Source organism: Streptomyces zagrosensis (assembly GCF_014203645.1).
Lineage (GTDB): Bacteria > Actinomycetota > Actinomycetes > Streptomycetales > Streptomycetaceae > Streptomyces > Streptomyces zagrosensis.
Map to the genome: position 1 here is coordinate 151,518 of NZ_JACHJL010000009.1, position 26,603 is coordinate 178,120.

The 26,603-nt window shown below is 69.3% G+C and carries 22 protein-coding genes and 1 tRNA gene; 17 read left to right on the top strand and 6 right to left on the bottom strand.

What is annotated here, in order from left to right:
• Positions 1 to 4: 4 nt before the first annotated feature.
• The gene (gene nudC / locus FHS42_RS18570; RefSeq protein ID WP_184573368.1) at positions 5 to 937 is read left to right on the top strand and encodes an NAD(+) diphosphatase; all 933 of its coding nucleotides are present in this window, start codon (positions 5 to 7) and stop codon (positions 935 to 937) included.
• 218 nt (positions 938 to 1,155) lie between these two features.
• Here the strand turns inward: nudC and FHS42_RS18575 are convergent, their stop codons facing one another.
• Positions 1,156 to 1,398, bottom strand: a complete 243-nt coding sequence (locus tag FHS42_RS18575; RefSeq protein ID WP_184573369.1) for a mycoredoxin — start codon at positions 1,396 to 1,398, stop codon at positions 1,156 to 1,158.
• Between the two features lie 461 nt (positions 1,399 to 1,859).
• On the opposite strand from FHS42_RS18575, the gene FHS42_RS18580 reads away from it, so the two are divergent.
• From FHS42_RS18580 to FHS42_RS18595, 4 genes are all read left to right on the top strand, one after another.
• The gene (locus FHS42_RS18580; protein ID WP_376772626.1) at positions 1,860 to 4,172 is read left to right on the top strand and encodes an ATP-dependent DNA helicase UvrD2; all 2,313 of its coding nucleotides are present in this window, start codon (positions 1,860 to 1,862) and stop codon (positions 4,170 to 4,172) included.
• Between the two features lie 146 nt (positions 4,173 to 4,318).
• Positions 4,319 to 4,669: a hypothetical protein gene (locus FHS42_RS18585; RefSeq protein WP_184573370.1), complete on the top strand. Its 351-nt coding sequence runs from the start codon at positions 4,319 to 4,321 to the stop codon at positions 4,667 to 4,669.
• Between the two features lie 143 nt (positions 4,670 to 4,812).
• Positions 4,813 to 5,181, top strand: coding sequence for a WhiB family transcriptional regulator (locus FHS42_RS18590; RefSeq protein WP_184573550.1), 369 nt, complete (start codon positions 4,813 to 4,815; stop codon positions 5,179 to 5,181).
• Positions 5,178 to 5,498, top strand: coding sequence for a putative WhiB-interacting protein (locus FHS42_RS18595; protein WP_184573371.1), 321 nt, complete (start codon positions 5,178 to 5,180; stop codon positions 5,496 to 5,498). Before FHS42_RS18590 ends, FHS42_RS18595 begins: the two co-directional genes overlap by 4 nt.
• 826 nt (positions 5,499 to 6,324) lie before the next feature.
• Here the strand turns inward: FHS42_RS18595 and FHS42_RS18600 are convergent.
• On the bottom strand, positions 6,325 to 7,746 hold the full coding sequence (locus tag FHS42_RS18600; protein ID WP_184573372.1) for an ABC1 kinase family protein: 1,422 nt from the start codon (positions 7,744 to 7,746) through the stop codon (positions 6,325 to 6,327).
• Positions 7,747 to 7,820: 74 nt separating this feature from the next.
• Positions 7,821 to 9,086 carry a TOMM precursor leader peptide-binding protein gene (locus tag FHS42_RS18605; RefSeq protein ID WP_184573373.1) on the bottom strand — a complete coding sequence of 422 codons (1,266 nt, stop codon included), beginning with the start codon at positions 9,084 to 9,086 and terminating at the stop codon, positions 7,821 to 7,823.
• Positions 9,087 to 9,127: 41 nt separating this feature from the next.
• Here FHS42_RS18605 and FHS42_RS18610 point away from each other — a divergent pair, with 41 nt between their 5' ends.
• From FHS42_RS18610 to FHS42_RS18630, 5 genes are all read left to right on the top strand, one after another.
• Positions 9,128 to 9,655: a hypothetical protein gene (locus tag FHS42_RS18610; RefSeq protein WP_184573374.1), complete on the top strand. Its 528-nt coding sequence runs from the start codon at positions 9,128 to 9,130 to the stop codon at positions 9,653 to 9,655.
• 327 nt (positions 9,656 to 9,982) lie between these two features.
• On the top strand, positions 9,983 to 10,660 hold the full coding sequence (locus FHS42_RS18615) for a M48 metallopeptidase family protein (protein ID WP_376772627.1): 678 nt from the start codon (positions 9,983 to 9,985) through the stop codon (positions 10,658 to 10,660).
• Between the two features lie 317 nt (positions 10,661 to 10,977).
• Positions 10,978 to 12,753 carry a TerD family protein gene (locus tag FHS42_RS18620; protein WP_184573376.1) on the top strand — a complete coding sequence of 592 codons (1,776 nt, stop codon included), beginning with the start codon at positions 10,978 to 10,980 and terminating at the stop codon, positions 12,751 to 12,753.
• Positions 12,754 to 12,764: 11 nt separating this feature from the next.
• Positions 12,765 to 13,448 carry an AIM24 family protein gene (locus tag FHS42_RS18625; RefSeq protein ID WP_184573377.1) on the top strand — a complete coding sequence of 228 codons (684 nt, stop codon included), beginning with the start codon at positions 12,765 to 12,767 and terminating at the stop codon, positions 13,446 to 13,448.
• Positions 13,449 to 13,464: 16 nt separating this feature from the next.
• Entirely contained in the window at positions 13,465 to 14,229 is a 765-nt protein-coding gene (locus FHS42_RS18630) for an AIM24 family protein (RefSeq protein ID WP_184573378.1), read from the top strand.
• Positions 14,230 to 14,532: 303 nt separating this feature from the next.
• Here the strand turns inward: FHS42_RS18630 and FHS42_RS18635 are convergent, their stop codons facing one another.
• Both FHS42_RS18635 and FHS42_RS18640 read right to left on the bottom strand, forming a co-directional pair.
• Entirely contained in the window at positions 14,533 to 15,063 is a 531-nt protein-coding gene (locus tag FHS42_RS18635) for an NUDIX hydrolase (RefSeq protein WP_184573379.1), read from the bottom strand.
• Positions 15,063 to 16,628 (bottom strand): zinc-dependent metalloprotease, encoded by a 1,566-nt coding sequence (locus FHS42_RS18640; protein ID WP_184573380.1) that lies wholly within the window; start codon positions 16,626 to 16,628, stop codon positions 15,063 to 15,065. The genes FHS42_RS18635 and FHS42_RS18640 overlap by 1 nt, the downstream gene beginning before the upstream one ends.
• Positions 16,629 to 16,819: 191 nt before the next feature.
• On the opposite strand from FHS42_RS18640, the gene FHS42_RS18645 reads away from it, so the two are divergent.
• From FHS42_RS18645 to FHS42_RS18660, 4 genes are all read left to right on the top strand, one after another.
• The gene (locus FHS42_RS18645) at positions 16,820 to 17,962 is read left to right on the top strand and encodes an SDR family oxidoreductase (RefSeq protein ID WP_184573381.1); all 1,143 of its coding nucleotides are present in this window, start codon (positions 16,820 to 16,822) and stop codon (positions 17,960 to 17,962) included.
• 98 nt (positions 17,963 to 18,060) lie between these two features.
• Positions 18,061 to 18,537 carry a molybdenum cofactor biosynthesis protein MoaE gene (locus tag FHS42_RS18650; RefSeq protein ID WP_184573382.1) on the top strand — a complete coding sequence of 159 codons (477 nt, stop codon included), beginning with the start codon at positions 18,061 to 18,063 and terminating at the stop codon, positions 18,535 to 18,537.
• Between the two features lie 179 nt (positions 18,538 to 18,716).
• Entirely contained in the window at positions 18,717 to 18,887 is a 171-nt protein-coding gene (locus FHS42_RS18655; protein WP_184573383.1) for a hypothetical protein, read from the top strand.
• Positions 18,888 to 19,127: 240 nt separating this feature from the next.
• Complete coding sequence (locus tag FHS42_RS18660; protein WP_184573384.1) at positions 19,128 to 20,234, top strand: YlbL family protein; 1,107 nt, start codon at positions 19,128 to 19,130, stop codon at positions 20,232 to 20,234.
• A gap of 249 nt (positions 20,235 to 20,483) precedes the next feature.
• On the opposite strand, the gene FHS42_RS18665 is transcribed toward FHS42_RS18660, so the two are convergent.
• Entirely contained in the window at positions 20,484 to 21,050 is a 567-nt protein-coding gene (locus tag FHS42_RS18665; RefSeq protein WP_184573385.1) for a PPA1309 family protein, read from the bottom strand.
• Between the two features lie 143 nt (positions 21,051 to 21,193).
• On the opposite strand from FHS42_RS18665, the gene FHS42_RS18670 reads away from it, so the two are divergent.
• The 3 genes from FHS42_RS18670 (at position 21,194) to FHS42_RS18680 (ending at position 26,497) form a co-directional block, all read left to right on the top strand.
• On the top strand, positions 21,194 to 24,223 hold the full coding sequence (locus tag FHS42_RS18670) for a UPF0182 family membrane protein (protein ID WP_184573552.1): 3,030 nt from the start codon (positions 21,194 to 21,196) through the stop codon (positions 24,221 to 24,223).
• 41 nt (positions 24,224 to 24,264) lie between these two features.
• A tRNA-Met gene (locus FHS42_RS18675) sits at positions 24,265 to 24,338 on the top strand.
• A 332-nt stretch (positions 24,339 to 24,670) separates the two neighbouring features.
• The gene (locus tag FHS42_RS18680; RefSeq protein ID WP_184573386.1) at positions 24,671 to 26,497 is read left to right on the top strand and encodes a tetratricopeptide repeat protein; all 1,827 of its coding nucleotides are present in this window, start codon (positions 24,671 to 24,673) and stop codon (positions 26,495 to 26,497) included.
• The last annotated feature ends 106 nt before the right edge of the window (positions 26,498 to 26,603 follow it).

The window sequence follows — 26,603 nt, forward strand, 5'->3', positions numbered from 1 at the left end:
TAACGTGACCACCTGGACCGAACGATCCACCGGCATCTCGATCCCACTGACGGCCGAGGGTGGCGTTGACCGCGCGGCACACCACCGGCTGGACGAGGCGTGGCTCGCCGCAGCGTGGAGCCATCCGACGACGCGCGTCTTTGTGGTTTCCGGCGGCCAGGCCCTGGTGGACGACACCCCTGACGGCCGTACGGAACTGGTGATGACGCCGGCCTTCGAGGCCCCCCTCACTGAGACCCACCGCTATTTCCTGGGCGCCGACGCCGAGGGTGTGCGCTACTTCGCGCTACAGAAGGACACGCTGCCAGGGCGCATCGACCAGTCGGCGCGCCCAGCGGGGCTGCGTGAGGCAGGCGCGCTGCTCTCCGAGCGGGACGCCGGGCTGTTGGTGCATGCCGTTGCGCTGGAGAACTGGCAGCGGTTGCACCGCTTCTGTTCGCGCTGCGGCGAGCGGACCGTGATTGCGGCGGCCGGTCACATCCGTCGCTGTCAGGCTTGCGGCGCCGAGCACTACCCCCGTACCGACCCTGCCGTGATCATGCTGGTCACCGACGAACAGGACCGGGCGCTGCTCGGCCGACAGGTGCACTGGCCGGAGGGTCGGTTCTCAACGCTGGCGGGCTTTGTCGAGCCGGGCGAGTCCATCGAGCAGGCGGTGGTCCGTGAGGTGGCGGAGGAGGCGGGGGTGACGGTCGGCGACGTCGAGTACGTCGGCAGCCAGCCCTGGCCCTTCCCGTCCAGCCTGATGCTCGGCTTCATGGCCCGCGCCACGACCTCGGACATCCAGGTCGACGGCGAGGAGATCCACGAGGCGCGCTGGTTCTCCCGCGACGAACTGCGCGCGGCATACGAGTCGGGCGAGATGCTGCCGCCCTACGGCATCTCCATCGCGGGCCGCCTCATCGAGCTCTGGTACGGCAAGCCCCTACCGGGCTAACCGGGCACCTTGGGCCCGTCAAGCACGCCCCTGACCTGCCCGCCAAGCACGCCCGGTGACCTGCCCGCTAAGCACGCCCCTGACCTGGGCGAGCCGACCGCGGACGCTGCCGTCACGCACCGCCCACGCAGCCGCCCCCGAGGTAGGTACGGGGGCGGCTGCTTGGCGCTGCTGTTAGTTGATGCAAGGGCCCAACCGGCGGGCCAGGGCCAGCAAGGTCAGACGCCGAGCCGCTCTTTGACCTGTGCCAACGAGGGGTTGGCCAGCGCCGAGCCGTCGGGGAACAGCAGGGTCGGCACGAGCTGGTTGCCGTTGTTCACCTGCTCCACGAACTTCGCCGACTCCGGGTCCTGCTCGATGTTGATCTCGGTGTAAGCGATTCCTTCGCGCTCCATCTGGCCCTTGAGGCGGCGGCAGTAGCCGCACCAGGTGGTGCTGTACATCGTCACAGTGCCCGACATCGGTCCTGGCGCTCCTTCGGCTGGTGTTGGCTTTGTGCGGTAGTGCTCGTACAACGCGCGCCTGCCCCCGGCCATTCCCAGCACGCCGCATCGGCCGCGTACGACCCCGTACGACCCCGTGCCGGCCGCGCACGGCCCCGTTACCGGCCGCGCACGCCTCGCATCGACCCGTGCCCGGCCTCGTACCCACCACGCACAGCTCCTCCCGACGACGTACGCCCCAGAGCCCGCTCGCGCCGCCGAAGGGGCTGTGGTGGGCCGAGTGGGCGCAGAGACGACGTACGCCCCAGAGCCCGCTCGCGCCCGACCGCCTACCGTCCCCGCACTCCCCCCGAGGCCCAGCTGCCGGAGAAGGAGGCGGGCATACGACTCCGGGGCAGGGGTGGGCAGCCCGCTGCGCGCCTGGCTCTGCTCAACCCGGCCGGTGCTGCGCCTTGACCAGCGGCAGAGCGAATCGCCATGTGAGATTAATACGACCGCAACCCCTTGGCTGTGGACAACCGAAACGTCGCCAACCCGGAACCTGGCAGCATGGCGGGGTGACAGCAAGCAACGCACCTCTCGCCTCCGGCGGCGGCCAGCCCACCGCGCTCTTCCCGAGCGTTCCGGACTCCGCCGACGCGGTGCTCGACGGTCTCGACCCCGAGCAGCGCGAGGTCGCCACGGCCCTGCACGGCCCGGTGTGCGTGCTGGCCGGAGCAGGCACGGGCAAGACGCGAGCGATCACGCACCGGATCGCGTACGGGGTCCGCGCGGGCATCCTTCAGCCCGCCAGCGTCCTCGCCGTGACCTTCACCAACCGCGCGGCCGGTGAGATGCGCGGCAGGCTGCGCCAACTCGGCGCGGGTGGTGTGCAAGCTCGTACGTTCCACTCGGCGGCGCTGCGCCAGCTCCACTACTTCTGGCCCAAGGCGGTGGGGGGCGACCTGCCGCGGCTGGTCGAGCGCAAGGCCCAGCTCGTGGCGGAGGCCGCCGCGCGCTGCACGATCCGGCTCGACCGCAACGAGCTGCGGGATGTCACCAGCGAGATCGAGTGGTCCAAGACCACTCAGACCGTGCCCGAGGAGTACCCGATCGCCGTCGTCAAGGCCGCCCGCGACGCCCCTCGCGACCCGGCTGAGACCGGACGGATCTATGCGGTGTACGAGCAGCTCAAACGGGACCGCGGCGTGATCGACTTCGAGGATGTGCTGCTGCTCACGGTCGGTGTCCTCCAAGACCGGCTCGACATCGCCGACCAGGTGCGCAGCCAGTACCAGCATTTCGTGGTGGATGAGTACCAGGACGTCAGCCCGCTTCAGCAGCGCCTTCTCGATCTGTGGCTCGGCGACCGGGAGAGTCTGTGCGTGGTCGGCGACGCCAGCCAGACCATCTACTCCTTCACCGGCGCGACCCCGGACCACCTGCTGAACTTCCGCGTCCGGCACCCATCGGCCACCGTCGTCAAGCTCGTCCGCGACTACCGCTCTACCCCCCAGGTCGTGCACCTGGCCAACGGTCTGCTCGCCACCGCACGCGGGCGCGCCGCCGAGCACCGTCTGGAGCTGATCTCCCAGCGGGACCCGGGCCCCGAGCCGGGCTACAGCGAGTACGCGGACGAGCCGGCCGAGGCCGAGGGCACCGCCCGCCGCATCCGTGACCTTCTCGACACGGGCGTCGCCGCCAGCGAGATCGCCGTCCTCTACCGCATCAACGCCCAGTCCGAGGTCTACGAGCAGGCGCTCGCCGACCAGGGCGTCCCCTACCAGTTGCGTGGCGCCGAGCGCTTCTTCGAACGGCCCGAGGTGCGCGAAGCCGGGCTGCTGCTGCGCGGCGCCGCCCGCGCGGGGGGAGCCGATCCAAGCCTGGAGGACGCGGACATACCGTCCCAGGTGCGCGCCGTGCTCGGCTCCCGAGGCTGGGCGCCGCAGCCGCCCACCGGCTCGGGCGCGGTCAGGGAGCGCTGGGAGTCGCTTGCGGCCCTGGTCCGGCTCGCCGACGAGTTCGTACGGGCCAGGCCCCAGGCGACCCTGCGCGACCTGGTCACGGAGCTGGACGAGCGGGCCGCCGCCCAACATGCCCCAACGGTCGAGGGCGTGACGCTGGCCTCCCTGCACGCGGCCAAGGGCCTGGAGTGGGACGCGGTGTTCCTCGTCGGCCTCACCGAAGGCATGCTGCCGATCACCCACGCCAAGACCGACCGGCAGATCGAGGAGGAGCGGCGACTGCTGTACGTCGGCGTCACCCGAGCCCGCCGCCACCTCATGCTGTCCTGGGCACTGTCCCGCTCACCGGGCGGGCGCCCGACCCGCCGTCCCAGCCGTTTCCTGGATGGCCTGCGGCCCGGCTCCGCGGCTGCTGCCGCACCCCGCATGGCCGTCTCGGGCGGCACCGCCGCCACAGGAGGCGTGGAGCGGGGTGTGAGCGCCAAGCGGCGGCCCCGAGGCCCGGTGCGCTGCCGGGTGTGCGGCAGGTCGCTCACGGATGCGGGCGAGATGAAGCTGATGCGGTGCGAGGACTGCCCGTCCGAGCTCGACGAGGGCCTCCACGACCGGCTCCTTGACTGGCGGGCGCAGCAGGCCGCGCGGCTGGGCCAGCCCGCGTACTGCGTCTTCACCGACAAGACACTGCTCGCCATCGCCGAGGCGGTACCGGACTCCGAGGCCCGACTCTCCGCGATCTCCGGCGTCGGCGCACGCAAACTCCGCACGTACGGCCCTGACGTGCTCACACTGTGCGCCGGAGAGGACCTCGCGAGCCATGAGGAGCCGGAAAAGAACTCGTCGAAAAAATAGTTTGCGCACGCGGACGGCGTACCCATAGCCTTCCGAGCACGGAGACAACGGGCCTTCCGAGATCCGATGGATTCATGTTGTACTGACCAGACACGAACTGGCCCTGCCAGATCAGTCCCGAGACGCCGAGAGGAGGCGAAGACCAAATGATCACTTACATCAGCACCATCAAAATGATCGATCGTCCGGTCATCGCCACCTGCCCGCTCGGCTTCTCCTCGCAGGGCACTGATGTGTCCAGCTTCGGTACCTCCGCCTTTGGCACCTCTGGCTTCGGTGCTGCCGGCTTCGGTATCTCCGGCGTGCGCCCGGAAACCCTGGCGCCCCGTCCGGTTCATGAGCTCCGCAGTGAGCGACCGATCCAGGCACCGGCAGTAGCAGCGGTGGCACAGGCCAGGACCTATGCCATGGCCGCCGCTAATGGCGCCGAAATCCAGACGCAGCATCACCAGAAGTGGGCCTCCCGCGGGCTCGAACCCTGGAGTGATCCAACCTGATCGGCAATCAGGTCGGCACCTTCCAGGGCCGCGGAACCCACACCGGGTTTCGCGGCCCTTTTGATTTGCCCTCCTGGTTGCCCAGGGGGGAAACGCAGAGCCCGGCCACCAGCCGGGCCGACACAGACGAGGAACTCACCACCGTGCAACTCAAGGCGCACACCCCGTCCGTAGCGACCGACCTGATCCCCCCGCCTTACCCCTCGGAGGACTCCTTGACCCCGGCCCCGCTCACCGCTCTGACCGAGCTGGATGACGCCATCGACAGCCTCGGCGAGGCCGTGCCGTGTCGTTCGTACGACCCGGAGGTCTTCTTCGCCGAGTCGCCCGCCGACGTCGAGTACGCCAAGGCGCTGTGCCAGACCTGCCCGCTGCGTGAGGCATGCCTTGCTGGTGCGAAGGACCGCCGGGAGCCCTGGGGCGTTTGGGGCGGCGAACTCTTCGTGCAGGGCGTTGTCGTGGCCCGCAAGCGGCCCCGTGGGCGCCCGCGTAAGAACCCGGTCGTGGCATGAACACCCCGGGAACTATCGACCGCCCCGCGACGCACGACCCCAAGAAGCAGGACCCGATGATGCCAACCACCGATGAACCCACGCTGGTATTTCCCCCACGCAACACCACAGGTGCGACCGAGTCGCGCCAGAACAGGACCCGCGAAATGCAACTCATCCCAGAAGCCTTGGCTCGCGCACATATGCGCGAGCGAATGCACGAGGCGGATTCCGAACGCAGGGCAGTGCGCCTCGCCACCGCCCGCCGCATGCAGCGCCGGGCCGAACGCGCTTCACTGCGCGCCCGCCGTGCCTTGGCCATGGCGGTCATGAGCTGAAAGATGTCCAGCCGGTTAACGACCGGTAGGCCCCGGCGATCGACCGCTCCCTTGGAGCGGAGGATGGCTAACCGTCGTCGTACCGTGGCAACGAACGAACGATCGCCAACGTGCACCACCCACGCATAGTGCCGTTATCACTGGGGGCGGGTCCGAAAGGACCGGCCCCCAGGCCATTCCCCGCTCCTTTTGGCGGGGCATGTGTGCCATGTCGTGGACGGATTTCGCAGATGTCGTCTCTAGGCGGACCAGACGTCACGTGAATCAGTGTCTTCGGACGCCGAGGCCATCACCTGTGTCGGCTGCACGACTGTCGCCCCCAACACCCCACCGATGGAGACTTGTTCCGTCGAAATCGGCAGCCGTCATGACTTCTGCGACACCTGCGCCCGAAAGAACATCAAAGCTATCGAGGGTCTGCTTGGCTCGGCCTGACGGCAGCGGCTCGGCAGCCACCCCTATCAGCCCCCGGCCGATAACCCGACCGACCCGGACCGGCAAGACCGCAGGGGCGGTGCTTTGCGCTCGGTCCGGAGGGCCGGTTGGCGGGCCGGTTGGTTGGGAGGTTGGCGGGCCGGTTGGTTGGGAGGTTGGCGGGCCCGAGCGGTCGGCTGATCTCCCTGCGGCCGGACGGCAGGTCATGAGTCGGTCGGTCAGCCGTGGCGGGTCGGGTGAAGCAGGTCCGGGCAGAGCCGGGTCGCGTTGGGCAGAGCCGGGTCGGGACGGGCGGAATCCGGTTGGTTGGGGCTCGTCATTCGGGTCCGGTCTGGCCCGGGGCGGGAGTCCGGCCTGGCCCGGGGCGGGGGCCCGGGCCAGGAGACGGAACCTATGAGGCCGAGGTCTCCTCCGCGATGTCGTGCTCCAGCGCTACTGCGGCTTCCAACTCGGGCCCGACCTCTTCGACCTCGTCCTCCACCGCGAACCCGGGCACCCACTCCTCGATCTCATCCCGCATCCGCACCGTGGCGCCGAGCTGCGAGAGCACCCCAATGGTGCTCATGCTCACCCGGTGGATCAGCAGATACGACGGCGGCAGGTTGAGCTGTCGGCCAAGGTCATAGGCGGGCGAGCGGCGGTCGGCGAGGGTGGCTGCCTGGCCGCGTATCCACTCCCGGGAGAAGGTGAACTCCTCCTGCTGGGCCGGTTCGATGATGGGCAACAGATAGTCCATGAGCATTTCCGAGTCGAGCTGGAGCCCCGGCTTGATGAACCCTTGCTCGCGCAGGAGTTCCTGGACCTCGTCGCCCTCGCCGTCCAGGAGCATCCGCAGTGTGGTGCCGATATGCGGAGGCAGGCCGTCCGGCAGCCGATCCACCGTGCCGAAGTCCATGACACCCAGCCTCCACTTCTCCGGTGGGCCATCCGGCGCGTCCTCGACGAGAAGCCGGAAGTTGCCGGGGTGCGGATCGGCGTGCAACAGGCCGGTGCGGGCGACGCCGGAGAAGAGAAACAGGGTCAGCAACTGGCCGGCACGATCTCGCTGCTCGGGTGTGCCGTTCGAGATCACCTCGGAGAGCGGTATGCCCTCCATCCACTCGGTGATGAGCACCTGGTCGCACTGGTGCACCACCCCCGAGACGGCGACGTCCGGATCGTCGGCGAACTCGTCCGCGTAGGTCTGCTGTGCCTGTGCCTCCAGCTCGTAGTCCAACTCCTCGGACACCCGGTTGCGCAGCTCTACGATCAGTGGCTTTATTTCGATACCAGGCACCAGGGGGCCAAGCAGTCGGGAAAGGCGGCCCAGTTGAGTGAGGTCGGAGAGCAGTGCTTCCCCGGCGCCCGGGTACTGCACCTTCACCGCGACATCGCGCCCGTCGTGCCAGGTTGCCCGATGTACCTGTCCGATGGAGGCCGCAGCGGCCGGTTTGTCGTTGAACTCCTGGAAGAGCTCGCGCCAGTCTGCCCCGAGCCGATTGGCCAGCGCTGCGTGCACCGAACGAGTGGGCATCGGTGGCGCCGCTTCCTGGAGCTTCGTCAACGCCGCACGGTAGGGCTTGGCGATCTCTTCCGGCAATGCGGACTCGAAGACCGACATGGCCTGGCCGAGCTTCATCGCGCCGCCCTTGAGCTCGCCAAGCACCCTGAACAACTGCTCGGCCGTGCGCTGTTGTAGTTCTCGTGCGACGATCTCCGCCGGTCGTCCGCCGATTCGCTTTCCCAAGCCCCAAGTGGCTCGTCCGGCGAAACTCAGCGGCAGTGCGGCCAACTTGGCGGTGCGGGTGACCGCCTTGCGGGGTAGATCAGACATGCGCCCCTCCAACTCCAACTGAGTTCTCCCGGGGCGAACCCCGGGCCCCCGTCGCCCACCCAGCGGACGCCGGCTTACCCGGACATTGTGGCCTGCGGCTCCTCGCCATCTGATGAATACCTCGTAACCGAAGTGGTCATCGCGCCGCACACGCAGCTCGGATGCGGCTCGATGGGCCGCACATCCCAGGCTAGACCTGGCAGCGTGAGCTCCAACCGGGCCCCCACGCTAGGCGGGGTCCCTCCGTCAAGCAGGGCCAGGACCTGCGCTGCTGTGTAGCCGGCCACCACGGTTGCCAGCGCGGCGTCACATGCCGGGACGGGTGTCTGACGCCCGGACCGCCACTGGGCCAGCATCCTCGGCCAGCCGGGTTCCCGCTCGGCGCGTCGGGCTGCCATGCATCCGGCGCAGCAGGTGATCCCCGGCAAGACCAGCGGGCCCACCACCCCGGTGCCCTCCAGTACACCCGCATACAGATGCGGGACTTTGGCACTCATCAACTGCTCGGCGGCATCCGGCTCCGGAGCGTAGGCAGCCAGCCCGTCGCGTGGCGCGATCACTACCAGGTCCGGGCCACACGGGTCAGCTGAGGCGCCGTGGCCAGCCGAGGCTGCGACACCACAGGACGGGCCTGCCGTGCCGCATGCGGCCGGGGCGGGAGACGCACCACGCGCGGACGAGGCTGGGCTCGCGGCGCGGGAGGTACGGCGCGCGGGTGCGGCGCTGCGGACCAGACGGCGGGCCGCCGTGTCCCTGCGTTCGCCGATCTGCTCGGGCGAGAGCCCACCGGGCAGCACGTCCCACGGCTCGACGTAGCCGCCGTCCATCACGTCCACCTGCCCGACCCCCGCGGCCGACAGTAGCGCCGCCACCGACGAGCCAACCCGTCCGGCGCCCCGCACCTGAACCCTCGTCGCCCGCCGCGCACCAAGCAGCCGAAGCCCGGCGCTCGGGTCGGGATGGAGCACCGAGAGCGCCGCCTGGTCGGCCCGCAACCGATCCCTGGCCCTCGCATCGCTCCGTACCGCCGAGGTGGTGCCGCCACCCGCCAAGGAATCCTCGATCAGCCCGGCCGCGACGAGCCGCGCCACGACGCTGTCAGCCCTGCCCGCTGGCAGACCCATCGCCTGGGCCTCCTGACGCAGCAGCGGCAATCCTCGGGTGCCATCGAGGAGGTAAATGAAGCTGCCGGTCGCCGTGTCGAGCGGACCGACCGCCACCGCGTGCGCCGGGGTGATCCCGAACTGCACGGTGTCCCGACTACGCCACGCCCGCCGCAGCGCCGGTTTGAGCCGTGGGTGGGTGGGCCACTCAAGGGTTGGGTCGGCCGGTCGTGCCATGCCGGCCAGGGCCGGGTCCGTTGAGACGACCGGGCCGTCTGGTGTCTGACTCGCCGAACGTCGTGCGGCGCCTGCCGGGGGCGACGCACTACTCGCGGGAGACGGTGCGCAGCCCGGCGGTGGCGGTGGCGGTGGCGGGGTTGCGGGTGGTGGGGTGGCTGGGGGGCGCGCTGGGCCCGTTCGCCGCCGCGCTGCGGGCGCCGAGCACGCCACTTCGCTCCGGGGCCTCGGCCCGCCCGGGACTGCTGCTCCGTCCCGGGGTGGTGCTGCGTCCTGGGACGGTGCTCCACCTACCGGGGGTTTCGTACCCGCTGAACGACGGGTCGAGGACGTCGGGCCTCGTGGGGTGCTCCTCGGGGGCGGCGCCGTGTTCGACGGGGGCCGCACGGCGCCCGGCCGAAGCCGTGGTGGATGCTCCGGTCGCGGTACGGCTTCCAGCGGCGGCGATCCTGAAGTCGCCCGAGTCGCCCGAGTCGCCCGAGTCGCCCGAGTCGCTTGCGGTCGCTGTGAGTCCGTGGCGCCTGGTGGGTCGGCGGTCAGATGTGGCGTTGAGCGCATGGATCGCATGAGTTCTCCTCTTGAATCTTTCGTGCCTTTGTCTCTTTGTGTCGTGTTGACCGCGGGGCTTCGCGCACAGGGGTCAGGGCGGTCTCGCACAGCCCGTTCGAGGACAGGTCAAGGTGGTGCGCCCGTCGAACGAACGGATCTGCGCGATAGCAAGGGATGGGCCGGATGTCTTTGCGCAGTCCCAGCATGGACACTTCTCCCGGCGGCCGTCGTAAGTTATCCACAGGCGCTCGCGATAGTCATACAAGCTGTGCGGGCCCTCGGGTTGTTCGGCCGCTATCCGCGTGCGGGGCGGGACTTCACGCACCGCTAGCGGGTAACGTCGGGGCGTGCCCGCCGACCCGCCCCCTCGCTTTTCCCCGAGAACCCGCACGGGTGAGGGTTCCTCCAGCGCTAGCTGGGGGAGTGCCGCCGGGGAAACGCCGTTGCAAAGCGTCCCCAGAACCCAACGCGTCCCTCCCAGCCCGCAACGGCGGGATATGCAGGCGAGCGCCGTCGAGATCCGGCGGAGCAGCCGTCGGCGCCGTACGGTCTCCGCCTACCGTGACGGCGACCGCACCATTGTGTTGCTTCCCGCCCGGATGTCGGAGGCGGAGGAACAGCGCTGGGTGGGCGTGATGCTCGACAAGCTCGCCGCGCAGGAGAGCAAGCGGATGTTGGGCGACGCGGAGCTGTCCGCCCGCGCGAAGGTCCTCTCCGGTCAGTATCTGGAGGGCCGGGCCAAGCCCAAGACCGTCCGCTGGGTCACCAACCAAAACACCCGCTGGGGTTCTTGCACCCCGGCCGAAGGCAGCATCCGGCTCTCCCACCGGCTCCAGGGCATGCCGGAGTACGTGCTCGACTACGTACTCCTGCACGAGCTGGCTCATCTGCTGGTGCCCGGCCACGGGCCACGGTTCTGGCGGCTGCTTGAGGCGTATCCGCGAACCGAGCGGGCCCAGGGCTACCTGGAGGGCGTCGTCGCGGCGAGCCGACTGCCGCATCTTCCCGAGGCGCGTGACGAATAGCGCGCTCCCACGCGGCTCGGCGCGCCCGCGACCACCTCACCGCGGTCGCCCGGCGCGGGGCTGCACCTTCCCGCGTTGCCATTCCCCGCGCGGCATCCTCCCGCGCTGCTTCCTCTCGCGCGGCTTCCCCCCCACGTTGCTTCCTCCCACGCTGCCTGTTCGCATGTTGCTCGCTCCCAAGGTGGCAACCAGTTGCCTCCTACGGCGCTCACCTGCCTTGGCGGTGCCTCGCCCCGGTATCCCCCCTCTGCGCTGTCAGCGGTTAGCCTGGCGCGCAACGCAGTCACGGTTTTCGGGATGGGGGACGGTCGTTACGTATGGCCAGGGAATTCCAGCGTGGTCACAAGGCCAAGATCAGTGATCTGACGGCAGGGAGGGACCTGTACGTCGGCGTGCAGATCGCCGGGCCCGGGCTGTCCTTCGATATCAGTTGCTTCGGCCTCGACGCCGACGAGCGGTTGTCCGACGACCGTTACTTCATCTTCTTCAACCAGTCCAAGTCGCCCGAGGACGCAATTCAGCAGCTCGGCGCGCAGGCCGGGGACACGGAGTCGTTCCGGGTCACGCTCGACCGCATTCCGCAGCACATCCAGAAGCTGTCGTTCACCGCGACCATCGATGGCGCGGGACAGATGTCGCAGGTCGGGCCCGGTTACGTGCGGATCGTCGCGGGTGGTGACGAGGTTGCGCGGTACGCGTTCACCGGCTCCGAGTTCACCACCGAACGTGCCGTGATGCTCGGAGACTTCTACCTCAAGGACGTGTGGCGGTTCGCTGCTGTCGGGCAGGGCTTTGACGGCGGGCTAGACGCACTGCTTAAGAACTTCGGCGGCGAGGTCGCGGAGGAGGAGGAGCCCGTAGCGGCGCCCACTGCCCCGCAGGGCGCAGCCCCTGGCTTCGCGCCCCCCGGCGGTGCCCAGGGCGCGCCGGCCCCCGCCCCCGGCTTCGCGGCTCCAGCCGCCGCCCCACAGCCGCTGGCTCCGGTGCCTCAGCCGCAGCAACCACAGCCCCCGGCACCGCAACCGCCCGCGCCGCTGCCCCAGCAGCCCGCCCCGCCGCAGGCGCCACAGCCACAGGCGCCCCTGCACACGGCACCGACCATCGTCGCGCCGCTCACTCCGCCCGGCGGCGCCGTACCGCCTCCCGGCCAGCCCGGCCCGCCGCCGGGCTACCCGGGCCACCAACCGGGCCAGCCCGCACCCGGCTACCCCGCGCCGCCGCACGCGCCGCATGGGCAGCCGCAAGGCCAGCCCACGCCGTTCCCCGGCCAGCCCGGCCCGCCGCCCGGCTATCCGGGCCACCAACCGGGCCAGCCCGCACCCGCCCCGTACGGGCAGCCGCAGCTGGGCCAGCCGCAGGGCCATCCGGGCCAGCCCGCCCCGTACGGGCAGCCAGCCCCCGGGCAGGGGGGCGCGCACGGCGGCCAGGCCACCCCCGGTGTGCAAGCCGCGCTCGCCAAGTACCGCGAGGCGCCGACCGGCCAGCGCTGGACCCCGCAGAACCCGCGCCTGATCCGGGTGGACCTCGGCATCGGCGGCCAGCCCGTACTGGCCAAGCAGGGCACGATGGTGCTCTACCAGGGCAAGGTTGACTTCAGCCACAAGAGCGCCGGTTTCCGGGGGCGGATGGAGGGCAACGCCACCGGCCAGGAGATGCAGCTCATGCGCTGTACGGGCCAGGGGCAGGTGTTCCTCGCGGAGAACGCGGCCGAGGTGCACCCGGTCGAGCTCCAGGGCGACGCGATCTGCGTCTCCGCCGAGAACGTGCTCGCCTTCGATGAGTCGCTCCAACACGAGGTCCGCCGCATCGAGGGCCACGGCATTCCCGGTGGCGCCCTATTCACCATGCAGTTCCAGGGCACCGGGACCGTCATCGTCAAGACGCAGGGCACCCCGGTGGTGCTGCCGGTGACGCCGACGACGTTCGTGGACAGCAACGCCATCGTCGCCTGGTCGGCCGCCTCGCAGGTGATCATCTCCAGCCAGGTGCGGCTGCGCCGCAACGCCTTCCCCGGGCATAGCGGGGAGGCCGTGAACCTCCAGTTCCGGGGCGCGCCCGGCAACTTCATCGTCGTCCAGCCCTACGAGGTGTGAGGGAGCCCGTCATGGACCAGCAACTGATCTCGGGCTACGCCCCGACCCCGGTCACCGCCCGGATGGAAAACCACGGCAGCAACATGCTCAAGGTCGCGATGCAAAGCGGTCAGGACCTGTTCGCCCGTACCGGCTCGATGGTGGCCTACGAGGGCTTCGTGCAGTACGAGCCGAACCCGCCCGCCGTTCGTCAGATGGCCTCCCAGTGGCTCACCGGCGAGGGTGCCCCGCTCATGAAGTGCAGCGGCGATGGGCTGCTGTACCTCGCCGACTACGGCGCCGACGTCGTCTGCATCAACCTGGCCGGTGACTCGCTTTCGGTCAACGGCACCAATCTGCTGGCCTTCGACGCACACCTTCAGTGGGGTGTGCAGCGCGTCAAGGGCATGGCCAAGTTCGCAGGCCAGGGCCTTTTCAATGTCGGTATATCCGGTACTGGATGGGTCGCACTGACCTCACGCGGTACGCCGATCGTCGTGGACTGCGGGCGCGGCGAGGACGAGACGTACGTCGATCCGGACGCGCTGGTGGCCTGGTCAACCAACCTGAAGATGAAGGGGAAGCGCAGCTTCAAGGCATCCTCGATGATCGGCAGGGGCAGCGGCGAGGCGTACCAGCTCGGCTTCTCAGGGCAGGGCTTCGTCGTCGTACAGCCCAGCGAGGACAGCACTGACCGGCTCCGGGCCCGGGGCTGAGGGGGAGCGAGAAGACATGCAAAGTCCACTGTTCGGTCACACCGAGAATCAGACCCAGGACCGTTACGCCGTGCAGAACCCGCACCTGCTGCGGGTGGCGCTGACCGGCCACGACGATGTCCTCGCCCGCAAGGGCGCGATGGTCGCCTACCAGGGGCTTGTCGAGTTCGACGCCGAATATCAGACGCAGGGCCAGCGCCGCGCCCGCGCCAACACCGGTGAGGGCCTGGACCTGATGCGCTGCTCCGGGCAGGGCACCATCTACTTCGCCAATCTGGCGCAGTACGTCCATGTCGTGGACGTCGATCACGACGGGCTCACGGTGGACAGCGCGTACGTCCTCGCGCTCGACTCCGGGCTGCACTGGGAGACCATCGCGGTGGACAGCCAGTTCGGCGTCTCCGGGTCCGGCAAGTACAACCTCAACATCTCGGGGCAGGGCAAGGTCGCGCTGATGACCTCGGGCCAGCCGCTGATGCTTCAGGTGACGCCGGACAAGTACGTCAACGCGGACGCCGACGCCATCGTGGCCTGGTCGAGCTCGCTGCGGGTCCAGATGCAGGCGCAAACCCACTCGTCGGGTGTCTGGCGGCGGCGCGGCAACACCGGCGAAGGCTGGGAACTCAGCTTCCTCGGCCAGGGGTACGCCCTCGTCCAGCCCAGCGAGGTGCTACCGCCGCAGAACGCGGTGCTGGGGCAGGGCGCCGCCGCCCAGTTCGGCATGGGCCAGCAGGGCGCCCACGGCCAGAACCAGGGCAACGTCTGGACCAACAGCCGCTGACCGTACGCGGCACCGACGTACGCGGCGCCGTTACGCATCACCGACCTATGCGGCGCCGACGCATTACCGACGTACGCAGGCAGTACGCACCGTACGCAGCAGTGGCCGCTCCAAGCAGTGCACACCGCGAGCCGGGCCGGAGTACCTCATCCGACCCGGCTCGTACTTCTGTGCCGTGCGCCCTGCTGCGCCCTGCTGCGCCCTGCTGCGCCCTGCGCACGCTCCTCGCCCTCCAGCAGCGGTATTCGCCCCCGGACAGCCTCGTCCGTCCGCCCTCCGATCGCCGCGCCCGCCCCGCCGGCTTCAAAGGAGTGCGCGCGTGCGCTGCGCCAACTGGACGACCGACGCATCGGCCACGCCGGCCACCTCGGCATAGCCGAACCAGCGCACGTCGAGGGACTCATCGCTGATCGCCGCCTGTGCGTCGGCCGGTGCGAGCGCCGCGTACTGCACATCCAGGTGCCAGGCACACGGCGTCCGGTGTCGGTCAAGGCGCACCGGGCCACCCGGTAGCAGGGTCAGCCCCGAGATGCCGGACTCCTCGGTGGCCTCACGCAGCGCGGCGTCGGCGAGGGTCGCGTCCTGCGGTTCGCAGTGGCCGCCCATCTGGAGCCACATTCGCAGCTTGCGATGCAAGGTCAGCAAGACGCGTTCCCGCGGCGGGTCGATGACCAGCGCGCTGGCCGTCAGATGCCCGTCCCGGCACGCCTTCCACAGGCCGTCAGGGTGGGCGATCAGATGATCCTCGTACGCCAGCCGCAACCGTTCTTGATCCGGATCGGGCGCAGACCACTCACGCAGCGCCCGGACCGCCTCCGTGTGCAGCGCCGTCATCAGCGGCGCTCGCCGCCGGCGCCCTCGTCAGGACCGTCGTCCTTGCCGTCGCCCTTCTCGCTGCTCCCCTTGTTGTCCTTTTCGCTGTCGTTCTCGCCGTCGTTCTTGTTGTCGTTCGTGTCGCCCTTTTCGCCGCCCCGCTGGGCGTCCCCGCCGCTCTTTTGCTGTTCCGGTGCGGTGCTGCCGGAAGCGCCGCCCTTGCTCAGGTCGGCGCCGCTCGCGGCCTCGCCGAGCATCTTGTCCAACTCGGAGAAGTCGAGCTGCTCGCGATGGACGAAACCGTCCGGGTCGTCCAGGTCGGCGGCCGTGGGCAGCATGTCCGGGTGCTCCCACAGAGCATCCCGGCCGTCCAAGCCGCGGGCGTCGGTGAGCGAGGCCCACAGCCGGGCCGCGTCCCGCAACCGCCGGGGCCGCAGCTCAAGGCCGATCAGCGTGGCGAAGGTCTGCTCGGCGGGGCCGCCGCTCGCGCGGCGGCGGCGCAGCGTCTCACGCAGCGCGTCAGCAGACGGCAGGTGCGGCGCCGCGGCGGCGTGCACGACGGCGTCCACCCAGCCCTCGACCAGCGCCAGCGCCGTCTCCAGCCGAGCCAGTGCCGCCTTTTGCTCCGGCGTGTCCTCCGGCTGGAACATGCCCTGTTGGAGCGCCTCCTGCAACTGCTCGGGGTGGGTCGGATCGAGCTGGCCGACCGCATCCTCCAACTTGGCGGTGTCCACCTTGATGCCCCGCGCATACCCCTCAACCGCGCCGAACAGATGCGAGCGCAGCCACGGGACATGGGCGAAAAGCCGCTGGTGGGCGGCCTCGCGCAGGGCCAGATAGAGCCGTACCTCCTCCTGCCGAACACCGAGGCCGGAGCCGAACGCCTCCATGTTGGCCGGCAGCAGCGCCGCCTTGCCCGCGGGGCCGAGCGGCAGTCCGATGTCGGTGGAGCCGACCACCTCGCCGGCCAACACGCCAAGGGCCTGACCGATCTGGGTGCCGAACATGGCGCCGCCCATGGAACGCATCATGCCGAGCAGCGGCCCGGCCATGGCCTGCATCTCCTCCGGCAGGACCTGGCCCATCGCCGACCCGACCTGCTCGGCGACCGGGTCTACCAAGTCCTTCCACACCGGCAAGGTCGCCTCGACCCACTCGGCGCGACTCCAGGCCACCGCGGAGCCCGCGCCCGAAGGCAGCGACGTGACCCCGTCCAGCCACAGGTCGGCCAGGCGCACGGCTTCCTCGACCGCGGCCCGCTCCTTGGGGCCCACGCTCGCGTCCTTGTCCTGCCCCTCGGCCCCGCCCTGCGCCACGGTCTGGCGGGCGATGTCCTTGGCCATGTCCCAGTTCACCGGGCCGCCCTCGTAAGAGAGCATCTGGCCAAGCTGCTGGAAGGCGGCACCCAGGTCGTTCGGGTTCAACGAACCGAACATGGCGGCGAACGGGTTGTCTCCGCCGCTCCCGCCGAAGCCGAACGGGTTCGCGGGCCCGGGCTCACCGCCCTGGTTGCCCTTCTTCTTGCCGTCGTCGCCGTCCTCCGGCTCCTCCGGCGGAAGGCCAAATCCAAATGGGGTGTCACTCACGGGTTTCCTCGGCTCGTAGGGCCGTCGGCTCGGAGCCGGCGGCGACTGCCCAACAACACCACCAGCGTAGACACCCAGCCGCTATCAGGGCTCGGTGCTTCGCTGATCGGATGCCTGCGGCAGGATGGACAGCGCCTGGTACGTACGCATCAGTTCTCTTACGTACAGAAGACAACCGCTGGAGCCGCCCGGTGAGTTCCCCAGATCCAACCGTTCGCGCAGCGCGAAACGATCCTCCCCCCGAGCGTTCGGCCTGGGGGGAGCCACCTTCCGCGCCCCTGCGGCGCCCCGTCGTGGCCGTCACGGGGGCCGCATCCGGCGTCGGTGCGCTGCTGACCCGCAGGCTTACGGAATGCGATGAGATCAAACAGGTCGTGGCCATAGACGAGCGCAGGGGCGACGTCGTCGAGGCCCTTTGGCATGTGCTCGACGTACGCGATCCGGTCATTGCCGACAAGCTGTCCGGCGTCGATGTCGTGGTGCATCTCGCCACGGACCTCGATTTGGAGACCGACCCCGAGGCCAGGACGGCGTACAACGTACGAGGCACCCAGACCGTGCTGACCGCCGCGGCGGCGGCCGGGGTGCGCCGGGTGGTGCTGTGCACCTCGGCGATGGTCTACGGGGCGCTGGCCGACAACGACGTACCGCTCTCCGAGGACGCCGAACTGCGCGCCACGGCCGAGGCCACCGGCGTCGGCGACCTCCTGGAGATCGAGCAGCTCGCGCGGCGTGCGCCCCGCGCGCACCCCGGTTTGAATGTCACCGTCGTACGCCCCGCCGTGCTGGTCGGCGGCACCGACACCGCCCTCACCCGCTACTTCGAGTCGCCCCGGCTGCTCGTGGTTGCCGGGTCGCGCCCCACCTGGCAGTTCTGTCATGTGGAAGACCTGGTCAGCGCCTTGGAGTACGCGGTCCTTGAGAAAGCCGAGGGCGAGCTGGCCGTGGGGTGTGACGGCTGGCTCGAACAGGAGGAGGTCGAGGAGCTGACCGGTATTCGGCGGATGGAGTTGCCGTCCGCGGTTGCTCTCGGCGCCGCCTCCCGGCTGCACCGGCTCGGCCTCACGCCGTCGCCCGCCGGTGACCTCGCGTACACGATGCATCCATGGGTGGTCAGCGGCAGCAGGCTGCACGATGCGGGTTGGCGACCTCAGTGGACCAACGAGGAGGTCCTGGCCGAACTGCTGGAGGAAGTCGCGGGTCGCCGTACGGTCGCCGGGCGCAGGCTCGGCCGCAAGGACGCGACGACGTTGGGCGCCGCGGGCGCCACGGTCGCGCTGGTGGGTACCGCCGCGTTGGTACGTCGCGCCCGCAAGGCCCGCCGGCGGCTGTAGCCCATGGCCCCGCCGGTGAGTCCTGGCGGAGTCTCCATACCGGCCCCCGGCGGACCGGTGGGATCGGCTGTTTTCGCTAGGGGCACGGGTAGGACACGATGGACGACATGGCACACACGTACGACACGCATCAGGGGGAGCGTGGGGCAGCCGACCCCATCAAGCTCCTGGCCATCCGCGATGCGCCGCTCTCCGTGGACGAGGTGTTCGGCGCGGTGGGTGACACCTCCGCGGGCGGTACCGCGCTCTTCGTCGGTACGGTGCGCGACCACGATGGGCGAGCCGACACCGCGGTCACGGGGCTGGGGTACTCGGCGCATCCGAGCGCCGCGGCCGAACTGCGCCGGGTGGCCGAGAAGGTAGCTGCCGACTTTCCGGTCCGGGCGCTGGCCGCCGTGCACCGCGTCGGTGACCTGGCGGTCGGTGATCTGGCCGTGGTGGTCGCCGTCTCCTGCCCGCATCGCGCGGAGGCGTTCGAGGCCTGCCGCCGGCTCATCGATGACCTCAAGAGCGAGGTGCCGATCTGGAAGCACCAGAGCTTCGGGGACGGAACGGAGGAATGGGTCGGTGCGTGAGGCATCCCCACGGCCCTTAACTGCGTCTTCCCACAGGAAGGGGCAGGCACACCGCGGCGACGTAGCAAGTGGGGGCGCGTGCGGTTGCGTAACCAGGCCCCTGCCGTAAGCGTTGATCTGGCAGACGATTAATCTGCTCATCTGTCAGTTGCGGGTGTGTAGGGGATTGGAAGGCCGCTGTGGGTGTGCTCGTGTGGTTGATCATTCCGCTCATCGCCGCTGGCGCGGCCGTGGTGTACACGACCTGGGCGGCACGTGACCGCAGGGCCGGGGACGTCGCCGAGGTCGCGGGGTACGAGCGGTTCCGCGAAGCCATGCAGCGTTCACACTCCGGTTCCGGCTCCGTCTGACCCAGCACGCACCCGGGGCGGCTTCGTCCGTGCCGGTGTGCAGCTGTTTGCGCGAGCGATCGCGGCTCGCGTGTGGGCCCCGGGTTCGCCCGGGGGCCGGCGAGTCGGAGCGCGGGCGCGTAGGCCCGACGCGTGGGGGGTGCGCGGGGGCGTACGGAACTGGGAAAACGGGCCGACGGGAGCCATCCGGACGGACGGCCCCAGAGGTGAACTCATAGGCCCGTCCCGTACTGTCGTTCCATGCCACGCCGCACCGCAACGCTGCTCGCCTCGCTCCTGACGCTCATCGCGTTGCTTTGCGCGGGGGCCCTGATACCCGTGCCGTATTCGGAGATGAGCCCGGGCCCGACGGTCAACACCCTGGGAAAGCACAAGGGCGAGACGGTGCTACAGATCACCGGGCACAAGACGTATCCGACCAGCGGTCACTTGAACATGACCACCGTCCGAGTGACCAACTCGGAGTACAAGATGAACCTGGTCGAGGCGGTCTACGGCTGGCTCACACACGACAACGCGGTGGTGCCGCACAAGACGCTCTACCCGGACGACAAGTCCGCGGACGAGGTGAACCAGGAGAACGCCGAGGAGTTCAGCCAGTCCCAGGAGAGCGCCAAGGTGGCCGCGCTGAAGCAGTTGAAGAAGATGAAGGAGCTGGACATCAAGGTCGGCTCGCACATCGTCGTGGGCAGCGTCTTCAAGGGCGGACCGGCCGAGGGAACCTTGCACGCGGGCGACGCGATCAAGGCGGTGGACGGCAAGGCGGTGCACAGCCCGTCCGATGTGGCCAAGCTCGTCACCGAACACAAGGCCGGCGAGAAGACGGTCTTCACGGTGATTCCGGCGGAGCGGGTGCAGGCGGCCGAGAAGGCGCACAAGGAGCCCAAGGGTGCCAAGAACATCACCATCACCACGGTGAAGGCGCCGCAGGAGGAGCGGGCGATAGTCGGCATCGAGGCGGCGGTCGATTACACGTTCCCGTTCGACATCAACATCACGGTGAACCACATCGGCGGCCCCAGCGCCGGCCTGATGTTCTCACTCGGCATCATCGACAAGTTGACACCCGGCGACCTGACGGGCGGAGAGTTCGTCGCGGGCACCGGAACCATCGAGGAAACGGGCAAGGTCGGCCCCATTGGCGGCATCTCGATGAAGACCGTGGGTGCGCGGGCCAAGGGCGCCAAGTTCTTCCTGACCCCAGAAGCCAACTGCGCCACGGCCACGAGGGACATTCCCGATGGGCTCACGCTGGTCAAGGTGAGTGACCTGGACGATGCGGTAACCGCGCTGAAGAACATCCGTGAGAAGAAGACGGACAAGTTGCCGAGCTGCCCGAAGAGCTGACGGGTAGCTGGCCCACCTGGCGGCGGCCTTACGAGGCTGCCGCGGGCCAACGATGACGGCCGACCGCCGCAGGGCCAAGAGGGACGCGCACGGCCCCGCGCGGCGCGTGTGGGCACCGGCCAGGCCCAAGCGGGGCGCGTGAGGCGCGGCACGGGCGCGTCGCGGCGTGAGAGCGTGCGGCGTACGCCCCAGGGGCTTACGCGTCCGCAATTGCCCCCGGGCGTACGCGGCACGCCGCGCCTGTGGCGCTCAGTCCTCGAACGTCGCCGCCAGCGCCTCCGCGAGACCAGGCACCAGGTCAGCCCCGGTTAGCACCTCCGTGGAGGAGTCCTTCTCGCGAAGCCGCAGCGCCGACTCACGCGCCCCGTCGCGAAGCACCGCCACCGTCATGCGCACCTCCTGCCGCTCCGGGTGGCCTGCCACCCAGCTCGCCAACTGCTGCTCGTCGAGGCCGTCCGGAACGGCGGCCTCGGCCGTGGCGGGGAGCATCAACCGCTCCACGACCAGGGCGCAGCCCGTCACGGCGCCCGGCCAGGCGATGGTGCCGAGGAAGTCGTCGAGCGCGGTGCCCGCGGGCAGTTCGTCCTGCTCGATGGGGGTCAGGGTGCCGGTCGAGCCCTCGGCGTCCAGGCCCAGCTGGGTGGCGAGCGCCGGTTCGTCGGCGCGCAGTCGGACCGTATCGACCAGCGCGAACAGCCGCGCGGGCTGGTCCCAGCCGAGCCCGGCCGCGTACTCATCGAGCTCCAGTACGGCACGGGTGAGGGGGCTCGCGGCCATCGCAGGCGCGGGCGTGGAATCGGGGGGAAGGTTGGACATGGTCAATATCGTGCCTTGAACGGACCCCAAAACGGGAACTGAGTAAAGCCTGAGTAAGTTGCATCAGTAAGCCCTAGTATCTCGGGGCTGCTTTACGAGCTCTCTCGACACCGAACTTTGAGGTGCGCACCTTGGCTTTCCAGATGCCGGACCGCGGCGGAGGCCCAACCGGGCCACGGATCAGAGTCGGCCGACCGTCTCGACGGGTCCGGACCCTGCTCATGACGCTGGGCGTCCTGGCCGTGCTGGCCATGGCGTTCGTCATGTTCGCCGGGTTCTGGACGGACTGGCTGTGGTACCGCTCGGTTCACTACTCGTCGGTCTTCAGGACCACGTTGACGACCAAGATCGGTCTCTTCTTCGTCTTCGGCCTCCTCATGGCCACCGCCGTCGGGGTGAACATTTGGCTGGCGCACCGGCTGCGCCCACCGCTCAGCGCGATGTCGCTGGAACAGCAGTCCCTCGACCGGTACCGGATGGGCATCGACCCGTACAAGAAGTGGCTCCTGATCGGGGTCACCGCGCTGGTCGGCCTGATCTCCGGGGCGTCCGCATCGGGTCAGTGGCGTACCTGGCTGCTGTGGGTCAACGGGGTGTCGTTCGGCCAAAAGGACGCCCAGTTCCATAAGGACGTTTCGTTCTACGCGTTCGACCTGCCCTGGTACCGCTTCCTGCTGAGCTTCGGCTTCGCGGCCACGGTGCTGTCGCTGATCGCCGCGACGCTGGTGCACTACCTGTACGGCGGGCTGCGCATCACCAGCCCCGGGGCGCGCGCCACGGCAGCCGCCACCGGTCACCTGTCCGTGCTGCTGGGCATCTTCGTTGCGCTGAAGGCCGTCGCGTACTGGCTGGATCGGTACGGCTTGGCGGTGAAGTCGAGCGACCTGAAGGAGACCGGCAACTGGACCGGTCTGAAGTACGTCGATGCGCATGCGTATCTGCCCGCGAAGACGATTTTGTTCTGTATCGCGGTGATCTGCGCGCTGCTGTTCTTCGCGACGCTATGGCGGCGTACCTGGCAGCTTCCGGTTATCGGCTTTGGCCTCATGGTGCTCTCGGCGATCCTGATCGGCGGGCTTTACCCGGCGATCGTGCAGAAGTTCCAGGTCCAGCCGAACGAGCAGGCCAAGGAAGCGCCGTACATCAAGAAGAACATCGAGGCCACGCGCAAGGCGTACGGCATCGACAAGGCCGAGGTGCGGGACTACTCGGGGGTCAGCGACGCGAGCAACGAAAAGCTGCGCGGCGCTGCCGACACCACCGCCAGCATGCGGTTGCTCGACCCGAATGTGGTCTCCCCGACCGTGCAGCAACTCCAGCAGGTCCGCGGCTACTACCAGTTCCCGCAGACGCTGGATGTCGATCGCTACAAGACCAAGGACGGTAAGGAGCAGGACACCGTCATCGGTCTGCGCGAGCTGAACATCGACGGCATTCCCGAGCGCAACTGGATCAACGACCACTTCAAGTACACCCATGGCTTCGGTGCCGTGGCCGCTAAGGGCACCTCCACCACGAAGACCGGAGCGCCCGACTTCACGGAGCGGAACCTGCCGTCCAAGGGCGAGTTGGGCTCGTATGAGCAACGGGTGTATTACGGCGAGAAGACCAAGCAATACTCGATCGTCGGTGGCCCGCAAACGGAACTCGACTACTCCGACGACAATGGCGAGAAGAGTTACTCGTATGAGGGCAAGAGCGGTGTAAACCTCTCGAACCCGATCAACCGGGCGGCCTATGCCGTTGCGTTCAACGAGCCGCAGATCGTGTACTCGGGCGCCATCGGTAAGGGCTCGCGGATTCTCTACAACCGCACACCCAAGGAGCGCGTCGAGGCGGTCGCTCCCTGGTTGACCATCGACGGCGATGCCTATCCGGCGGTCATCAAGGGGCGCATCCAGTGGATCGTGGACGCCTACACCACGACGAGCGGTTATCCGTACGCGTCGCGGACGACTCTCGGCGACACCACCGAGGACTCGCTGACCGATGGCCAGCGCGAAGTGGTGGCCCAGGAGAACAAGGTCAACTACATCCGGAACTCGGTCAAGGCGACCGTTGACGCCTACGACGGCTCCGTAAAGCTCTACGAGTGGGACACCAAGGACCCGGTACTCAAGACGTGGCGCAAGGCGTTCCCCGGCACGGTCAAGGATCGTGACCAGATCAGCGGCGAGCTGATGGAACACCTGCGGTATCCGCAGGACCTGTTCAAGGTGCAGCGCGAGCTGCTGACGCGTTACCACGTCGAGGACCCCGAGCAGTTCTACAGCGGCAGTGAGGTGTGGCAGATCCCGGACGACCCCACTAACAGGGGAACGTCGGTGCCGCCGTACTACCTCAGCATGAAGATGCCGGGCCAGGAGGATCAGCGGTTCTCGCTGACGACGACCTTCACGCCAAACCAGCGTGAGAACCTAGGCGCCTTCATGGCCGTGGATGCCGATGCCGAAAGCAAGGACTACGGCACCATCAGAATGCTCAAGCTGCCATCGGAGACCACCGTCTCAGGTCCGCAGCAGGTGCAGTCGAAGTTCAACTCCGATACCGAGATCGCTGACAAGATCAACATCTTGAAGAGGGGCGACTCGGAGGTGAAGTACGGCAACCTGCTCACCGTGCCATTGGAGAACGGGCTGTTGTACGTCGAACCGGTCTACGTCCGGGGCGCGGGGACGAACTATCCCCTGCTCAAGAAGGTGTTGGTGACCTTCGGGGATCAAACAGCCTTTGAAAACACCCTGGACAGAGCTCTGGACGTGGTGTTCGGCAAGAAGTCGCCCAGTCCGACGGAGCCGCCAAAAAACGAGCCGGACAAGCCGGATGAGCCATCCGCCGACCCCACGGTCCGAGAAGCGTTGCAGGACGCCCAGGAGGCCATCGACGCCGGCCAGGAGGCGCTGAAGAAGGAGCCCCAGGACTGGGAGGCGTTTGGCAAGTCCCAAAGCGACCTCAAGGAGGCGCTGGAGCGGGCGGCCAAGGCGGAAAAGGCCGCCGGGGACAAGGCCAAAAACGGCGACAAGCCCGATGAGAAGGCTGGCGACAAGGCCGGCGACAGGAGCGATGCCGACAACGGCGGCGGGCAGAACGGCGGCGCCGACCAGGCGTCGGCCGATACCGGGCAACAGCCTGCCGACAAGCCGGAGCGATCACCGGGCAGAGCCGACGGTTGATTGAGCCCACCCCGCGCCGTGGTACCTTAGAGGAACAACGACGCGGGGTGGAGCAGCTCGGTAGCTCGCTGGGCTCATAACCCAGAGGTCGCAGGTTCAAATCCTGTCCCCGCTACTGCACGACAAGACCCGAACTCCTTTCAGGGGTTCGGGTCTTGTCGTGTGTACGCATGTATGGGCCTGCTGGCGCGGGAGAGTTGGCGGGCATCGGCGCGGCGTGAAGAACTGCGCGACGCGCCGGGAACATCCTGTGCAGACCGCTTCAACTGCGGTTTCAGAGTCGTTCTGTCGGGAAGTCGACAAACCGCTGAAGTGACCCCGCCGCTGCGGTATACCAGGTGTACGCCGGTTGTGGGTGGTGCAACGATGGAACACATGGGGGACAGGGCAAGGTTGTTGGAGAAGGAGCGGCTTGTGCCAGCGCCCGCTGATGGGCGCGATGAGAGCATGCCGGTACTTGCAATGGTGGCCCCGGAGCACGCCACCACGGTCGCCGGGGACGCTGCGGACACCACTGACAGCACTTACAGCACTGACGTCGAGTTCGAGACAGCTCACCGCCGGGCGGCCGAGGCCGGGGACACGGCGGCCATGAGCGTTCTCGGCGCGCTGCTGCTGCGCCGCGGTGACCTGGACAGGGCCGAACCGCAACTGCGCGCCGCGAGCGTCGCCGGCGACCGCGCCGCCGCCAACAACCTGGGCGTCCTCCTGCATCAACGAGGCTACGCGGAAGAGGCCGCAGGCTGGTGGCGTACCGCCGCCGTCGCCGGTTCGGCTGCCGCGGCCCATGCGCTCGGTCGCCACCACCGCGAGCGCGGCGATGAGCCCGCGGCCGAATACTGGCTGCGCCAGTCCGCAGAGTCGGGCCATGCGCTGGGCGCCTACGCACTGGCCGATCTGCTGGAGCACCGCAGTGACGTCGGTGCCGAGCGTTGGTTTCGGGCCGCGGCCGAGCACGGGCACCGCGAGGCCGCGTACCGGCTCGCGCAGATCCTGCACCGGCGCGCGCGCGAGCAGCACCACCCGGACGGCCGGGGCAAGAGCGCGGGCGCCGATGGCGAGCAGAGCGAGGCCGAGCGGTGGTACCGGCAGGCCGCGGCACGTGGGCATCGGCGCGCCGCCCTGCATCTGGGCACCTTCCTTGAGGAGCGCGGCGAGACCAAGGAAGCCGGCCGCTGGTACCTGATGTCCGCCGAAGACGGCGAGCCGCGCGCCGCCTGTGCGCTGGCCTTTCTGCTGCGGGACGCGGGTGACCTGGACAGCGCCGGCGTCTGGTGGCACCGGGCCGCCCAGGACGGCGACGGCAACGCCGCCAACGCGTTGGGCGCGCTGCACGCCGACCGGGGCGAGCCGCAGGCCGCCGAGCGGTGGTATCGAGCGGCGCTCGACGCGGGCGACGTCAACGGTGCGTACAACCTCGGGCTGCTCTGCACCTCGCAGGGCCGTACCGCGCAGGCCGAACAGTGGTACCGCCGCGCCGCTTACGCGGGTCACCGCGAGGCCGCCAACGCGCTCGCCGTGCTGCTGCTCCAGCGCTCGGACGCGGCGGGTGCTGAGCCGTGGTTCTCCAAGGCCGCCGAGGCGGGCAGCGTGGATGCCGCGTTCAACCTCGGCATCCTGCATGCCGGCCGTGGTGCGGAGCGTACGGCGCACGAGTGGTACGCACGGGCCGCCGCCGGAGGACACACCGAGGCGGCTCTCCAGGTGGCGATTGTGCTGCTGCGCGACGGGGACGAGCAGGCGGCCGAAAGCCATCTTCGCTGCGCGGCCGGAGGCGGCAGCGCGGAGGCCGCATTTCGGCTGGGTGCGCTCCTCGACCGGCCGGGTGCCGAGCAGGGCACGGGCCTGGGGGATGGTGCGGAAGGCGAGCCGGAGCAGCGGGAGTGCGAGGAGTGGTACGAGCGGGCGGCCCAACAGGGCCACCGGCGGGCACAGGTGCGCGTTGGCATGCTCGCATCTGCCCGCGGGGACGTGGTGAAGGCCGCGCACTGGTACCGCACTGCGGCTAAGGCAGGTAGCCGCAACGGCGCCTTCAACCTGGGCCTGCTGCTGGCCCGGGAGGGTAGCGAGCCGGAGGCCGCGCTGTGGTGGACCCGTGCCGCCAACGCCGGACATGGCCGCGCCGCACTGCGGCTCGCGCTGCTCGCGGCCCGACGCGGGGCGCTCACCGAGGGGCAGCGCTGGTGTGCCCGAGCGGTCGAGCTCGGCCCGGCCCAGGTCGCCGAGCGCGCGGCCCGGCTCGCGGACGCCCTCCAGCAGGAACTGTCGGCTTAGGGCGGCGCGGCGACCGGCCGGCTGGTGGCAGGGTTGCCCGCCGGGCGATCGCGGGGCGTAGCCGCCGCTTGGGTCGCGCCTTGCGGCGCGGCTATGGCCGTGCGAC

Excerpts from the sequence above, each read along its gene's own strand:
- FHS42_RS18575 (WP_184573369.1), bottom strand. The coding sequence starts at position 1,398 with ATGTCGGGCACTGTGACGATGTACAGCACCACCTGGTGCGGCTACTGC.
- FHS42_RS18585 (WP_184573370.1), top strand. The coding sequence starts at position 4,319 with ATGATCACTTACATCAGCACCATCAAAATGATCGATCGTCCGGTCATC.
- FHS42_RS18595 (WP_184573371.1), top strand. The coding sequence starts at position 5,178 with ATGAACACCCCGGGAACTATCGACCGCCCCGCGACGCACGACCCCAAG.
- FHS42_RS18600 (WP_184573372.1), bottom strand. The coding sequence starts at position 7,746 with ATGTCTGATCTACCCCGCAAGGCGGTCACCCGCACCGCCAAGTTGGCC.
- FHS42_RS18605 (WP_184573373.1), bottom strand. The coding sequence starts at position 9,086 with ATGGCACGACCGGCCGACCCAACCCTTGAGTGGCCCACCCACCCACGG.
- FHS42_RS18620 (WP_184573376.1), top strand. The coding sequence starts at position 10,978 with ATGGCCAGGGAATTCCAGCGTGGTCACAAGGCCAAGATCAGTGATCTG.
- FHS42_RS18625 (WP_184573377.1), top strand. The coding sequence starts at position 12,765 with ATGGACCAGCAACTGATCTCGGGCTACGCCCCGACCCCGGTCACCGCC.
- FHS42_RS18630 (WP_184573378.1), top strand. The coding sequence starts at position 13,465 with ATGCAAAGTCCACTGTTCGGTCACACCGAGAATCAGACCCAGGACCGT.
- FHS42_RS18635 (WP_184573379.1), bottom strand. The coding sequence starts at position 15,063 with ATGACGGCGCTGCACACGGAGGCGGTCCGGGCGCTGCGTGAGTGGTCT.
- FHS42_RS18650 (WP_184573382.1), top strand. The coding sequence starts at position 18,061 with ATGGACGACATGGCACACACGTACGACACGCATCAGGGGGAGCGTGGG.
- FHS42_RS18660 (WP_184573384.1), top strand. The coding sequence starts at position 19,128 with ATGCCACGCCGCACCGCAACGCTGCTCGCCTCGCTCCTGACGCTCATC.
- FHS42_RS18665 (WP_184573385.1), bottom strand. The coding sequence starts at position 21,050 with ATGTCCAACCTTCCCCCCGATTCCACGCCCGCGCCTGCGATGGCCGCG.
- FHS42_RS18670 (WP_184573552.1), top strand. The coding sequence starts at position 21,194 with ATGCCGGACCGCGGCGGAGGCCCAACCGGGCCACGGATCAGAGTCGGC.
- FHS42_RS18680 (WP_184573386.1), top strand. The coding sequence starts at position 24,671 with ATGCCGGTACTTGCAATGGTGGCCCCGGAGCACGCCACCACGGTCGCC.